At 63.5% G+C, this 13,472-nt stretch carries 12 protein-coding genes; 4 read left to right on the forward strand and 8 right to left on the reverse strand.

The genetic code is table 11. The features are described 5' to 3' along the window. Positions 1–79 precede the first annotated feature (79 nt). The 6 genes from CCOY_RS11140 to CCOY_RS11165 all read right to left on the reverse strand — a co-directional run bounded on the left by CCOY_RS11140 (position 80) and on the right by CCOY_RS11165 (position 7,034). Positions 80–1,078 (reverse strand): alpha/beta hydrolase, encoded by a 999-nt coding sequence (locus CCOY_RS11140; protein WP_070453278.1) that lies wholly within the window; start codon positions 1,076–1,078, stop codon positions 80–82. A gap of 71 nt (positions 1,079–1,149) precedes the next feature. Then, positions 1,150–2,913: an arabinofuranosyltransferase AftB family protein gene (locus CCOY_RS11145; RefSeq protein WP_092100850.1), complete on the reverse strand. Its 1,764-nt coding sequence runs from the start codon at positions 2,911–2,913 to the stop codon at positions 1,150–1,152. A gap of 25 nt (positions 2,914–2,938) precedes the next feature. Next, the gene (locus CCOY_RS11150) at positions 2,939–3,934 is read right to left on the reverse strand and encodes a decaprenyl-phosphate phosphoribosyltransferase (RefSeq protein WP_070482259.1); all 996 of its coding nucleotides are present in this window, start codon (positions 3,932–3,934) and stop codon (positions 2,939–2,941) included. Then, positions 3,935–4,435 (reverse strand): phosphatase PAP2 family protein, encoded by a 501-nt coding sequence (locus tag CCOY_RS11155; protein WP_092100852.1) that lies wholly within the window; start codon positions 4,433–4,435, stop codon positions 3,935–3,937. Beyond that, positions 4,425–6,374 (reverse strand): glycosyltransferase, encoded by a 1,950-nt coding sequence (locus CCOY_RS11160; protein ID WP_092100854.1) that lies wholly within the window; start codon positions 6,372–6,374, stop codon positions 4,425–4,427. Before CCOY_RS11160 ends, CCOY_RS11155 begins: the two co-directional genes overlap by 11 nt. Before the next feature lie 87 nt (positions 6,375–6,461). Beyond that, positions 6,462–7,034, reverse strand: a complete 573-nt coding sequence (locus tag CCOY_RS11165) for a TetR/AcrR family transcriptional regulator (RefSeq protein ID WP_167594474.1) — start codon at positions 7,032–7,034, stop codon at positions 6,462–6,464. A 73-nt stretch (positions 7,035–7,107) separates the two neighbouring features. Between CCOY_RS11165 and CCOY_RS11170 the strand changes: the two genes are divergently transcribed. From CCOY_RS11170 to CCOY_RS11180, 3 genes are all read left to right on the forward strand, one after another. After that, a complete protein-coding gene (locus CCOY_RS11170; protein ID WP_092100856.1) occupies positions 7,108–7,797 on the forward strand; it encodes a GAP family protein in 690 nt (229 codons plus the stop codon). 124 nt (positions 7,798–7,921) lie between these two features. Then, on the forward strand, positions 7,922–9,454 hold the full coding sequence (locus tag CCOY_RS11175; protein ID WP_092100858.1) for a SulP family inorganic anion transporter: 1,533 nt from the start codon (positions 7,922–7,924) through the stop codon (positions 9,452–9,454). A gap of 10 nt (positions 9,455–9,464) precedes the next feature. Then, complete coding sequence (locus CCOY_RS11180) at positions 9,465–9,875, forward strand: hypothetical protein (protein ID WP_092100860.1); 411 nt, start codon at positions 9,465–9,467, stop codon at positions 9,873–9,875. 9 nt (positions 9,876–9,884) lie between these two features. Here CCOY_RS11180 and CCOY_RS11185 read toward each other — a convergent pair whose 3' ends face one another. Then, a complete protein-coding gene (locus CCOY_RS11185) occupies positions 9,885–11,219 on the reverse strand; it encodes an ATP-binding protein (protein ID WP_254179417.1) in 1,335 nt (444 codons plus the stop codon). A gap of 41 nt (positions 11,220–11,260) precedes the next feature. Here CCOY_RS11185 and CCOY_RS11190 point away from each other — a divergent pair, with 41 nt between their 5' ends. Then, the gene (locus CCOY_RS11190) at positions 11,261–11,824 is read left to right on the forward strand and encodes a TetR/AcrR family transcriptional regulator (protein WP_070423330.1); all 564 of its coding nucleotides are present in this window, start codon (positions 11,261–11,263) and stop codon (positions 11,822–11,824) included. 3 nt (positions 11,825–11,827) lie between these two features. On the opposite strand, the gene CCOY_RS11195 is transcribed toward CCOY_RS11190, so the two are convergent. Continuing rightward, on the reverse strand, positions 11,828–13,420 hold the full coding sequence (locus tag CCOY_RS11195) for a cation:proton antiporter (RefSeq protein ID WP_070453294.1): 1,593 nt from the start codon (positions 13,418–13,420) through the stop codon (positions 11,828–11,830). Positions 13,421–13,472 lie beyond the last annotated feature (52 nt).

A 13,472-nucleotide genomic window follows, 5' to 3' on the forward strand; every position in this document is an offset into this window, starting at 1 on the left:
CGCAAACACCTCTACAAACAACAAAAGGCGCGTGCGGAACACATCCGCACGCGCCCTCACCTGGCTGGAAATCCGGGAACTACCAGGCGTTCATCACATTCAGGATGCGCGGCTTGGTGGCCTCGAGCTGGCTGCCAAACTGATCCCAGTTGTGCAGGCCGGTCGGGGTGAACACGGCAGTGTGCTTCACGCCGGTCACGGTGGCCTTGGCGGACCAGGCGCGCGTCGTCGCGTTGGCAACGCCCTCGAGCGCGATGCCGGAGGCGCGGTGCTGCGGCAGGTACTTCTCGTCGGCCGGGCCCGGCACGGCGGAGCCTGCGGAGACGTACACGTCCTTGCCGCGCAGGTTGCCCATGTTCAGGAACGGGTCGTTTTCAAAGCGGCGCGGGTTCAGCGAGGAGCCCCACATGGCGTTGACGTTGTACATGCCGCCGTCGAGAAGCGCGGCGCGCAGCGCGGTCTGACCACCCGGGATGGTGGTGGCCAGGTAGCCCGAGTAGGACAGCACCTGACGGAACTGGTTCGGGTGCAGCGCAGCCAGGTTGACCGCGGCGGTGCCACCCATGGACAGGCCGAGGATGGAGTTGTTCGTCGGCGACACGCCGAAGTGCTGCTGCAGGTACGGCGGCAGCTCCTTGGTCAGGAACGTGTCCCACTTGTAGGTCACCGGGTTGTTGAAGTCGTAGGTCGCCGGGGCGTTCCAGTCGGTGTAGAACGACGACTGTCCACCCACCGGCAGCACGAGGGTGATGTTGTGGTTAACAAAGGTGCGTGCCGCGTTGACGTCGTTGAGCCACGCGTTGGTGCGCTCCGTCGCACGCAGGCCGTCGAGCATGTACAGGCCCGCGTTGCCGCCGCGCTGTGCGGGCTGGATCTGTACCGGGATGTGGCGGTTCATTGCGGCCGACCACACGTTGCAGCGCTGGACCCAGTAGCCGACCCGGTCCCAGGTGCAGCCGGGGCGCAGCCAGTCGCGGTTGGCCGCGGCGGCCTGTGGCGCGCTCACGATGGAGATCGCGCTGAGGATCGCGACCAGCACCGCGGTGAGTTTGCGGCGCACGGAGGTTCGAGTGTTCATGCATTCCCCTCGAGACGTGTTTTCAGGCAAAAGACACGTTCACGTTACCAACCCGAAACATAGTCCGCTATTCACTCGGTCGGCCAGGCGATTTGTCGGGTGGGGCTGGTGTGACTGAGGTAGTGCGTGGGGTCGTCGTCAAGCGTGAGCGTGCGGCCCGGGCCCAACGAGTAGCGGACGTTGGCCCAGAAGCGGTCCCAGCTCATGGGTTCGCGGGAGGTGGCCAGCAGGTCGGCGATGTCGTCGCTACGCAATGCTTCGCGCGCGTCCTGCGCTTTTTGCTTATCGACGAACTGCGGCAACTTGTCCAGATCCGCATCCGTGTCCGCCACCTGCCACTCCAGGCCCAGTTCCTTGTCGTGGCCGATGCGCCCGTCCGGCACCCGCGGCATGCGCGCGGCAATCGGGGTGGCCAGGCCGACCGTGTCCAGGATGCGCGTGTTCAGCGGCGAGTTCATGCTGGTCATGCCAAGGTTGACCATGTAGGCGGTCAGTTCCAGATCGCGCTGGTCGGTTGCGTCGGGCTGGCGCTCGCGCACAAACCACTTGTAGCGCGTTGGATCAGAGCTCACGACGGCCAGGCTGATCTGGGCGGCGTCCTCGTCGAGGCCTTGCTCGATGGCCTCGTTCCAGTCCCCCATGAGTTTCGAGCCGAGGAAGTCTTCGGCGTACAGGGGTGGGTCGCCGGCGTCGCGGCCGACGGCCATGGTCCAGAAGTCGCGCTCGTCGACAATGCCGAGTTCCTTTTCGCCGTTGTTGTATGGCTCCCAGTCGATGGGATGCGCGCGCAGGACGATCACGCTGGCCCACACGACAAGCGCGGTGCCCACTGATGCGGTCACCTTGGTGTACGGCACCGCCATCACTGGCAGCAGCAGCGCGAACAGGGGCAGCAGCCACATGCGGCCGTGCATGAAGTCGCCGCCGACGCGCAGCACGTACAGCATGTGCGCGAGTGCAACGCCGGTGGTCAAACACACAATTGCTAATCGACGCCCCCTCGCCCCCCACAACAACCACACCGCCACCGCAGCAGCGCCGAGGAGAGGCAGGGCCAGCCAGTAGTAGCCGAAAAAGTCGGCGAAGTACTCCCAACCGCGGGCCCATTCAGAGCCGCTGGCGGACTTGGCCACCGCGGTGTGCGGGGTGATCAGGCCGTAGTAGCCCATGCGGAACAGTTGGTAGCCGGCGGGAACCGGCAGCGCTACGGCGAGGATGCCTAGCGTTTTGCGGGGGCTAAACGCGATGAGCATGATGCCTGCCACCCCGCCGTAGAGCGCGAGTTCGGGGCGAACCAGCCAGGACAGGCCGGACCAGAACGCGAGGAAGTAGCCGGTGTAGGGCGCGCGGCGCTTGACCGGGTCCTCGGCCCAGGCGACGAGTGCCGCCCACCAGATGGAGATCCACAGCAGCGACATGCCCCACTCCAGCCCGGAGGTGGCAAAGTCGCGCGCGGGCGGCAGCGCAATATAGATGATGATGCCGAACGGGATGACGGGGCCGACCCTGCCCCAGAACGTGCCGGAGGCGTACGCGGCGGTGGCTGCTGCTGCGGCGGTGCACAGCAGCGCCAGCCACATGGCGATGCTTTCCAGGCGGGCATCCGTGAGCCACCCGAACAGCGTGATCAGGTACTGCCACAGGGTGGAGGTGTTGGCCTCGACGCGCTCGCCGGCGTTGAACACGGGACCGTTGCCGGCCAACAGGTTGCGCACGGTGCGCAGGACGATCAGGCCGTCGTCGGACACCCAGCGGCGGGTCCAACCGCCCCAGAATGCGGCAACGCCCGCCACCACGGCTGCGGCGAGCGCGGAGATACGGGCGTTTTTGGTCATTGCGCAGATGTTACTGCGTTTTGTCCTACCAACCTAAGTTCGGCACAACGTAGACCGCCATGACGATGCAGAAGATCCAAGCTGCGGCGAGAAGCTGCAGCACTCGGTCCTCGAGGGCGATCTCGTCGGGTGCACCGCCCTGGCCGCCGTCGACCACGGAGGCGTAGCGCAGGATCGCGATCACGAACGGCACCATGGATACCTGGTACCAGATGGCGGCGGTGCCCTCGACGGAGTTGGAAAGCTGGAAGCCCCACAGTGCGTAGGACATGACCACGGCGGTGGCGGACAGGGTCCAGACGAAGCGCAGGTAGGTTTCGGTGTAGCCCTGCAGCGAGCGGCGGATCTCCGCGCCGGTTTCCTTGACCAGCAGCAGTTCTGCATAGCGCTTGCCGGAAGCCATGAACAAGGAACCGAACGCGGCGACCAGCAGGAACCACTGCGACAGCTCGATGTCGGCAGCGACACCGCCGGCCATGGTGCGCAGCATGAAGCCGGAGGACACCAGGGCGATGTCAATCACCGGGATGTGCTTCCAGCCGAAGCAGTAGCCCAGCTGCAGCGCAATATAAATACCGATGACCCAGGCCAGTGCAGCGCCGTCGGTGGCCAGCAGCGACAGGCCGAGCGCCGCCACGATAAGCAGCGCGGCCATGGCATAGGCCAGGTTGATCGGCAGCATGCCGGAGGCGATCGGGCGGAAACGCTTCGTCGGGTGGCGTCGGTCCGACTCGACGTCGCGGGCGTCGTTGATCAGGTAGATCGAGGACGCACCGAAGCAAAACACGATGAACGCCAGCAGGATGTCCACCACGGTGTGGCGGGTGAACGCTTCCGCGCCGGCAGCCAACGGTGCCGCCAGCACGAGGACGTTTTTCACCCACTGCTTGGGGCGCAGCCCCTTGATCATCGCGTCGACGAGGTTCTTCGGTGGGGTTTTCTTCATCACCTGGTCCACACCTGAGGTGTGGGGTTCAGACTTCAGCAGCGGCTCGTCGATAGGTTCTTGCGTGTGTGCCACTTAAATCCTCTTCTCCGCTTCAATCACGGCCTTCGCCGTCCCCGCGCCAAGCAGTGCGCCGGCGAGGGTGTCGGTCGGGTAATGGACGCCGAGCACGTTACGCGACAGCATCATTACGGGCACCAGCAGCCACGGCCACTTCTTGCCGGTGATGTTAGCCAGGTGCGCGGCGGCAGCACCCGTGTTCGCGGCGTGCGAGGACGGGAACGACAGTTGCGACGGCGTTCCCACCCCGATCTTCACCCGCGGGTCGTTCGGGCGTGGGCGTCGCACGATGCGTTTGAGCACCACGGTTGCGGCGTGCGCGGCGAAGGTGCCAACGCCCAGTGCGAGCCACTTTGAGCGCCGTTGCTTATCGACGACCGCCCCCGCCGTTGCAACACCCATCCATCCGAGGTCGTGCTCACCGAAGTATGAGAGCACACGGGCGCCTTTGGCGGTGGCGGGAGAATACAGCGCGTCCTGGATGGCGACGAGCAGGTCTGTTTCCTTACTGGGCATCGAACACCTTCCCCCAGTTGTCGTGGCTGGTCAGGTCTTCGCGCGCGTCGCGGTAGATGCGCTTGAGTTCCGGCCAGCGCTGCTTGATGTCGGCGCGCAGCTGCTTTTGCTCTTCAACAAGTTTGTCGGCGAGGGCCTTGTCGCGCTTGCGGAAGGCCACGCCGGTGCCGCCGGCGGTAGACACGGTTGCCGAGTCCACGCGTGCCAGGGTGTACCAGCGGGCTTCCTCCGCGGTGAGGTTCAGCTGCGGGGCATCCCAGTGGGCGCGGTCTTCGTCCTTACGCAGGTGCAGCAGCGCCTTGACGGCCCACGGGATCTTCTTCACCCTGGCCAGGCGGCCGCCCATTTTGTTGGTCGGCACACCCGGCGCGCCGGTGGGTGCGGGCAGTTCGGTCGCGGACGGCAGGACCTGCGCGTCGGAGTACTCGCTGCGGATCTTCTGGATGCGCGGCAACGAGGATTCGAGGATGTCGAAGAGTTGGTCCGGGCCTGCCAGGAAGTCACGCATTGCCTCGTTTTGGATCGCGATGGTGGAGTACTCCATGCAGAAGTAGTGCTTCGCGGTGGACTTCTGCATGTTCTTCAGCATCGCCTCTGGGTTGTCCGGCCCGTAGATGGAAGCGACGATGAGGCGGTTGCGCATGTGGAAGTAAGCCTGCCAATCGATGGCGTCGTCCTTGTCGGCCCAGGCCATGTGCCAGATGGCAACGCCCGGCCAGGTGACGGTTGGGAAGCCCGCTTCCTTGGCGCGCAGGGCGTACTCGTTGTCGTCCCACTTAATAAACAGCGGCAGCGGCAGACCCATCTTCTCTGCGACGACGCGCGGGAACAGGTTCATCCACCAGCCGTTGTAGTCCACGTCGATGCGGCGGTGCAGCGGACGCGAGGTGGTCTTACGCGGATCCAGATCCTCTTCCTCAGTGCCCACGTAGCCGAGTGGGTACTTGGCAAAGTCGTGGTCGTACACGGCGTGCTTGGCTGCAGAGAACATGAAGATGTTCGGGTCGACGGTCTCGCCGGTGGTGCGCAGCTGGCTCCGGTCCTGCAGGTTCAGCATCTGGCCGCCGACCAGGATCGGCTGCTTGGCGTAGCGCGCAGCCTGCACGGAGCGCACGATGGAGTCCGGCTCGATGGCGATGTCGTCGTCCATGTACAGGATGAACGGAGCGTCGGTGCTGTTGAGCGCCTCGTACATGATGCGCGAGTAGCCGCCGGAGCCGCCCAGGTTGCCCTGGTGGAAAATCTGTAGTTTGCCATTGAGGTTGCGCTCGGCCTCGGCGAAGTCCGGCTCGTCCGCCGGGTGCTGGTTGCCCTGGTCGGGCATGAGCACATTGCTAATCGACGCCTCCACGTACGGGTCCTCAGCCAACGCATGCAACGCGTTGACCGCATCCCGGGGACGGTTAAACGTGGGGATGCCAACGGCGACCTGTTTGGGTTGGGGTGGGACCACGGTGCCGTCGTCAAGCACTTGCTCCTTAGGCTCCTGCGGGGAGCACCACGCCGCATCGCTGATGCGCGTGTCCTCCTCGGCGGTGATGTCGAACCACAGCCAGCCGCCGTCCTCGAAGTTGCTGAGCTTCAGCGGGATCTCCGTGTAGCCGGTCGCGTCCACATTGGTCACGCTGATGCGGGTGCCGTCGTGCTTCGAGCGGTACACCGAAATCGTCGCGCGGCCCTGAACCGTCATCGCCAGGACGACGGTGTCCAGCTGCGACCAGCGGCGCCAGTAGCTCGCCGGGAACGCATTGAAGTAGGTCTCGAAGGAAACCTCGTTGCCCGCAGGAACCTCAAAACTCGTCCGGTCCGACCAGCGCAGGCGCTGCTTGTTCTGCTCCTGCTCGATCAGGTACAGCATGCGCACGTCGTGCGGCTCGCCCTTCTTCGGCATCAGCACACGCGCAAGCGTGTCTACCGCGAGGTTGTTGCTCGTTTCCACAGCTCTCACTTTCTATTGTGGGCAGTCGGAGTTAAGCGTAATCGCTTCAAAGGTGATTCCTTGGTGTGGCTCGCGGGGTGGCGCGGGTTAGCCGGCGAAGAGGAGGCGCAGGCCCTCACGGAGGTCAGCCAGGATGCGGTCGGCCTCCGATTCGGGAACCCGCAGGTTGTCTAGAGTGAGGCCGTTGACCAGCGCGGTAACCAGGCGCGCTTTGGGCTTTGCGTCCTCCTCACCGCCCATCGCAGCGACAACGCTGTCCTGAAAGTCTTCGAGGACCTCGGTATAGAGATTCGCAATCCAGTCCCGGGTTGCAGAGGCGGAGCCGTACGTGACCCAGATTGCGGCGTCTTCGGAACGCACACCTCCGATCGGGAGGAGCTCTGCAAGCCTCGCCACCCAGGTTTCGAGCTCGCCTTCCCTTTCAGGCACCGCCGCCACCCGCTCGCTCTGGCGCTGGATGGAGCGGATGAACGCGTGAGCCATCAGGGTGTCCCTGTTCGGAGCGTGGTACTGCACAGAGCCGGCGGCGAACCCGGATTCCTTCGCCACCTCCCGCACGCTCACGGCATCGAGCCCCCGCGACGCAATGATGCGGATGGTCGCGTCGGCGACGGTCGCGGCCGATTCTGAGAACTGATGGTCCAGGGAAAAATCATTCATGGTTGCGCCCCAGTCTAGATTCTCGTACGTTCGTACGGTGTAATACGTTCGTACGAGAGATCCGGAGATCCGCATGGGTTCAGTCATCGCCGTTGTTGGCTTGGCGCTGCTCGACAGCCTGAGCTTGGGCACCCTTGTCATCCCCCTTGCGCTTATCGTCCACTGGCGCGCCGTCCGCGTGCCGGCGCTGACCACCTACCTGCTTACCGTTGCGGCGGTGTACTTCCTCCTCGGACTAGGGATCCTCCTCGGGTTCGCCGGCCTGGGCTCAATTGCCGAACGGGCCACGCAGACCGACGTCTTCCCATGGATCACGTTGATACTGGGCGCGGTCCTCGCGCTTTTCGGCATCTTCGGCCCCAACCCCAAGAAGCCCGAACCCGGGCAGTTGCCGAAACGCGCAGCCGGAGCCACAAGCAGTGTGCCAAGCATGGTCGCCCTGGGCCTCGGCGCATCACTTACCGAGGCGGCGACGATGCTGCCGTACATCGCAGCGATGGGCATCATCGGCAGCTGGGAAATCCCCTCCGCGGCAAAAGCCGGGGCCGTGGGCGTCTACTGTCTCGTCATGATCTTGCCGACGGTCATCCTCGCCACCTTGGCGCTGCTCTTCGGCCAGAAGTTCTTCCCGCAGCTCGAGCGCCTCATCCCCCGCCTCGAGTACGAGGCAAAAGTGACACTTCTCTGGATCGCCGCCATCGTCGGCATCTACATGGTGGCGTACAGCTTTGCGACGATCCGCGGCGACCTCCCCGCCTCGTAACAAGGACCGTTTTCGCGCGGCGGCTGCATTGGCGATCGCCTCCCCGGAACCGTTACGGTAGCTACGATTTCCACCCCTCACCTGCTCGAGGGAAACCATCTAACGCATTGAAAACGGTATACCTATGGCTGCCCCTCACACCGAGACCACTCGCGAACCGCTCGCCCCGACGGGCGTTGTGGAATCCTTCCGCTACGCATTTAGCTCCGCCGCGCGGCTTCGTCGTGAAGTACTCGCCGGGCTCACCGTCGCGCTCGCTCTGATCCCCGAGGCCATCGCATTTTCGATCCTCGCCGGCGTCGACCCCGCACTCGGGCTGTTCGCCTCGGTAATCATGGCGATCACCATCGCGTTCACGGGTGGTCGCCCGGCGATGATCTCCGCCGCGACCGGAGCTGTCGCGCTCGTCATCGCCCCGGTCGCACGGGAGTACGGTCTGGATTATTTCGTCGCCACGGTCATCCTCGCCGGCGTGCTCCAGATCGTGCTCGCGGCGCTTGGCGTGGCCAAACTGCAGCGCTTCATCCCACGCTCGGTGATGGTCGGCTTTGTCAATGCGCTGGGCATTTTGATTTTCTCCGCACAGCTCGAGCACCTTATCGACGTCCCGTGGCCGGTCTACCCGCTCGTCGCCGCCGGCATCGCGATCATGATCTTTTGGCCCAAGGTCACCGGCGCGATCCCGGGCCCGCTGATTACGATCATCCTGCTCACCGGCGTCGTCGTCGCTGCTGGCATCCGCGTGCCGACGGTCTCCGACATGGGCGAGCTGCCCCACTCCCTGCCCAGCCTGTTCATCCCGGACGTGCCGCTGACGCTAGAAACACTGCGCATCATCGGCCCGTACGCCCTCGGCATGGCGGTCGTTGGCCTGATGGAATCGCTCATGACCGCAAAACTTGTCGACGACATCACCGACACCCACTCCAACAAAACCCGCGAATCCTGGGGCCAGGGCGTCGCCAACATCGCCTCCGGTTTCTTCGGCGGCATGGGCGGGTGCGCGATGATCGGCCAGACGATGATCAACGTCAAAGAGTCCGGGGCCCGCACCCGCCTGTCCACCCTGCTTGCCGGTGTTTTCCTGCTGGCGCTAATCCTGGTGCTTGGAGACGTCGTCGGCATGATCCCGATGGCCGCGCTGGTGGCAATCATGATCATGGTCTCCGTCGGCACCATTGACTGGCACTCCATCCACCCGCGCACCCTGAAACTCATGCCGGTGTCCGAAACCATCGTCATGGTGGTCACCGTTGCCGCCACCTTGATCACCAGCAACCTCGCCGTCGGAGTGGTGCTCGGCGTGGTCACCGCCATGATCATGTTTGCCCGCCGCGTCGCCCACCTCGCGTCGGTAGAGAAGGTGGCGGAGCTCGACACTGATGGCGACGGCCGCATCGACACCCGCACCTACCGCATCCACGGCCAACTCTTCTGGGCATCCAGCAACGACCTGGTCTACGCCTTCGACTACGCCGACGACGCCGACCACATCATCATCGACCTCAGCCACGCCGAAATCTGGGATGCCTCCACCGTGGCGACCCTGGACTCCATCACCCAGAAGTTCCGTGACCGCGGCAAAACCGTCACCATCACTGGCCTCGACGGCCCCAGCAAAGACCGACTCGACCGCCTCACCGGCCAACTCCCGTAGGCTCTTCGCCATGAAGCCTTACAACTACAACGGCGATTACGACGCCGACGGCCTCCCCATCGGGGGATCTGGAGACCGTAATGGAGCTGGCGGCGGACAGGGTGGCGGATGTCTCGGGGGAAACTCGGTTGATCGCTCGCCACTCGGCGCCCCCAATGAACACCGCACCCCCGGCACGCCCGCCCGCAACTACACCATCGGCGCAGTCCTCATCGCCATCTGCGTGCTGTCCTTTTCGTTCCTTTCCGGCGCAACCGCCGTGTTCGTTGGCATCTTCGGCGCCATCGCCGGTGCCGTGTTCCTGATCATGGGAGTTCAAGGCAGCAACGACGCACCCAACCTGGAGCAGCACTACTTCGACTCCCAACCCGAGGTGGACTGGGACGACAACTTCAAGCGCGAGTTCGGCGACGGCCGGTAGGTGGTCGGCCTATGGGCCTAGCGCCCCGATCGGCACAACCACCACACCGTCCGCTCGACGGTGTGCAGGCCCACCAGAGGTGACAACGAGCAACACGGTGTCCTGTTCAAGCTGTTCGTCAAACCTCTTAAGGGTGTCTGCCGCGTGATCGAGAATTTCCGGCGTGTACCCAAGCTTGACCTCAACCAGGATGTCGACGCCTTCGTAGTTCACCACCGCATCAACCTCAAGCTTCGTGTTTAGCCGCGCGTGGTACACCGTCTTGCCAGTCAGCGCGCGAAGCTCGTGGAAAACGAGCGACTCGAAAAGCTGCCCAAAGTAACGCGGATCCTGCAACAGTTGCTGAGGGCCGCGTTCAAGTGCAGCCATCGCAAAGGACGGGTCCGCGAGGTGACGCCTGGGTGACTTGCGCAAGGTTGCTTTCGACCGCAGGTGCGTAGACCACGCTGGCTGATCCACCGAAATAAAGATCCGCGATAACGCGTCGAGATAATCACGTGCGGTTTCACGATGCATGTCGATATCAGTCGCAATTGTTTGCAGATCAACCTCTGTAGCAACCGCGCGAGAGATGGACTGCATTATCCTGCGCACACGCTCCGAGTCTCGCGAGACTTCACCCACAGTGTGGATATCCACATCGGCGACCGTCTGCACGTAATCACGGACGTTCTCTATCGCGTCATCCAAGGAAAGGTCCGCGTTGTAAGGAAGGCCTCCGCGACACATTCGCTCAGCAAGCTCAGCCAGAGTCAAGGCAGGAGTTGCAAAATCAGGAGCACTGCCCGCAGCAATCTTGCTGAGGGATGCAGAACCGTCTGACTCTCCCGACTCGAACAGGGTCATCGTCGACATCGTTAGGCGCGCAAATCTTCCAGCACCAGAATGGCGGGTTGTGTCCACTCCCGGAGCGGTGGAACCCGTAAAGATGAACTGTCCCTTCGCCTTACGAGAATCAATCTCGTGCCGCGCAAAATCCCAAAGACGCGGTTGCAATTGCCACTCATCAACAAGGCGCGGGACCCCGCCGTCGAGCAGTACACGTGGATCGGTCGCCATCGCCAGCGGGACGCTCGGATCAGTTTCAACATTCAAGACACTCCCCGCTTGCCGACTCGCGGTTTCCGTTTTCCCGCAACCCTTCGGCCCATGAATGAGCACGCCACCTTGGCGGCGAAGAGCGCTTTCGAGTTGGCCATCCGCAAGCCTTGGAATGTATGAGTTTGACATGCCAAAACTATACCTCCCACCAGCACATTCGACACTTTGAAACGGTTTTGTTCGACATTTTGAAACGGTTTCACTTTGCACTTTGAAATTCTGCGAGATAGTCGGCGGAAACATGTCTCACCGAAACGAAATAACCACTCCGTAGACTCAGGGGCATGCCGAAGATTACTGAGGACACCGTCGCCGAGCACCGCGCCGTACAGCACCGCGCGGTGCTTGACGCCGCCGAGCGCCTCATCGTCGAAAACCACGGCAAGGTGCCCACCCTGGCGGAGGTGGCTGCCGCGGTCGGTCTCGCGCGACCCAGCGTGTACCGGTATGCAAAATCCCAGCACGACCTGCTGGTCCAGCTCCTCATCGCGGCCACCGACGAGTGGAACGCCGAACTCGAGGCCAAGATTAAAAACGCGCCGCCGGAGCCTCATCAGCGCATGCGTGCCTACGTGGACGCCACCCTGGACCTCTTCGCGCATGGTGGCCACGGCCCACTCATGGCGGCGGCGAAGAACTTCCCGGAGGCGTTTGCCGACGACAACGTGCAACGCTCCCACGCCGGATTCCGCACCATCGTGGCGGACTTTTGCCCTGGCGTATCAGCCGTGGATATCGCGCTGCTCAACTCCGCCATTGCGCGTGCAGCCGAGTTCGCCGCCACACCGGAGGCGTTCAAGGCGGCGCGGGAGACGTTATATGCGATGGCGGATGTGGTCGTCGATTAGCAACTAGGACTCCCACTTCACCATCTGGCTTGGGCGTGCGAGCACGTTGCGCTTGCTGGCCACGATAAGACGGTCCAGGTCAGCCTGCACCGCGTCCACATCCGCCGGGTTGTACTGGCGCTCCCTGCGCGCCCGGTGCAACTCGGAGCTCGCCGCCTTAAGCGCAACCTTCTGCATTTCAATCGCGCTTTCGCGAGCGCGCTCGAAAGCTGCCATGCGCTCGTCAGTGCTTTCCGGATCCTGCAGGCGCTGCTCCGTAATCGAGTTCAACCACTCCTGCACCATCGTGTACGCCTCCGGCGCATGCTCCTCGCCGTGTTCGCGCACCGCCTTGTGCGCCGCCGCGTACGCCCGCTGGTTCAATTCTTCAATTGCCCGGTCTGCTTCTGGGCCTTTTTGCAGGTCCATCTTCCGCACCAGCCATGGCAGCATGAGGCCGGGGATCACCATCGTGCAGGTCAGCACCGTCAACGCGATGACGGACAGTTCGTGGTGGTACTCGGTTGCCGACGGCGGGATAGCCAACACCAGCGCCAACGTGACCAAACCGCGCATGCCAGACCACGCCATCAGGAGCACCTCCTGCAGGCGCAGTGGCGACACGTGCGTGCGACCCTTGCGCACGTTCAACTTGTACAGCACCCACATCCAGGCCAGACGCACCACAAATGCGACGACGGAGAGCACCACGCCGACTTGTACGGCGGGCCAAATGTAGGTGCCGGCGGTGTCGATAGCATCACGCACGCTCATGCCGATCAACCCGAACGCCACGCCCGTGAACAGCAGCTCCACTGTTTCCCAGAACGAGTGACCGGTCAGGCGGTCCTCCGCTGTCATCGTGGAGCGCGACGACAACTCCACCGCGGCGATCACGATCGCGATCACGCCCGAAGCGTGGATCGCCTCACAACCCGCATAGATGGCGAACGGCAGCACCCACGTAAACGCGGTACGGATCACGGAATCTGGCACCGAGTTTGCAAACAGCGCAGCTAGCCTGCCGACGATCAACCCCACCACCACAGCAACCGCCGCGGCATAAAGGAACTCAACGAATCCCTTGGTGAAGTCCACTTCACCCTCTGCAATCACCGCAGCCATGGCGATGTTGAAGGTGACAATCGAGGCGGCGTCGTTAAACAGCCCCTCCGTCTGCAACGTTCCGGTGATGCGCTTCGGAATGCCAGCCGGTCCCGCCACCGCGTCGACCGCGACTGGGTCCGGCGGGGCGATCGCCGCCGCCAACACCATCGCGGTAGCCAGACTCACACCCGGCAGGATCCACATCGCCGTCGCCGTCAGCGCCGCGATAGTAAGGAACACCAGGATGACCGACATGGTCAGCACCACGTTGAGCTGCGAGCCGATCTGACCCCAACTCGTGCGCCTGGCCAGCGACCACAGCAGTGGCGGCAGGAAGATCGGCAAGATCAGGTGTGTGTCAATGGACACCGTGTCAATGCCTGGAATGAAAATCACCGGCGCCACCACGATGGTCAGCAGCGCCGGCCACGGAATGCCCGTGCGCTCACCAACCGCAGCGACAATGACGGTGGCCAGCAACAATCCGATTAGCGCAATAAACGTTCCCACGCTGGCTCAGCTTACGACGCTGACGCTGGTTCCTCGCCCATCTGCTGAATTC

It is taken from the genome of Corynebacterium coyleae (assembly GCF_030408635.1).
In the GTDB taxonomy this organism is placed as follows: Bacteria; Actinomycetota; Actinomycetes; order Mycobacteriales; family Mycobacteriaceae; genus Corynebacterium; species Corynebacterium coyleae.

Bases quoted from the DNA above. Each gene is read 5' to 3' on its own strand.
- CCOY_RS11140 (WP_070453278.1), bottom strand. From the start codon at position 1,078: ATGAACACTCGAACCTCCGTGCGCCGCAAACTCACCGCGGTGCTGGTC.
- CCOY_RS11145 (WP_092100850.1), bottom strand. From the start codon at position 2,913: ATGACCAAAAACGCCCGTATCTCCGCGCTCGCCGCAGCCGTGGTGGCG.
- CCOY_RS11155 (WP_092100852.1), bottom strand. From the start codon at position 4,435: ATGCCCAGTAAGGAAACAGACCTGCTCGTCGCCATCCAGGACGCGCTG.
- CCOY_RS11165 (WP_167594474.1), bottom strand. From the start codon at position 7,034: ATGAATGATTTTTCCCTGGACCATCAGTTCTCAGAATCGGCCGCGACC.
- CCOY_RS11170 (WP_092100856.1), top strand. From the start codon at position 7,108: ATGGGTTCAGTCATCGCCGTTGTTGGCTTGGCGCTGCTCGACAGCCTG.
- CCOY_RS11175 (WP_092100858.1), top strand. From the start codon at position 7,922: ATGGCTGCCCCTCACACCGAGACCACTCGCGAACCGCTCGCCCCGACG.
- CCOY_RS11180 (WP_092100860.1), top strand. From the start codon at position 9,465: ATGAAGCCTTACAACTACAACGGCGATTACGACGCCGACGGCCTCCCC.
- CCOY_RS11185 (WP_254179417.1), bottom strand. From the start codon at position 11,219: ATGTTTCCGCCGACTATCTCGCAGAATTTCAAAGTGCAAAGTGAAACC.
- CCOY_RS11190 (WP_070423330.1), top strand. From the start codon at position 11,261: ATGCCGAAGATTACTGAGGACACCGTCGCCGAGCACCGCGCCGTACAG.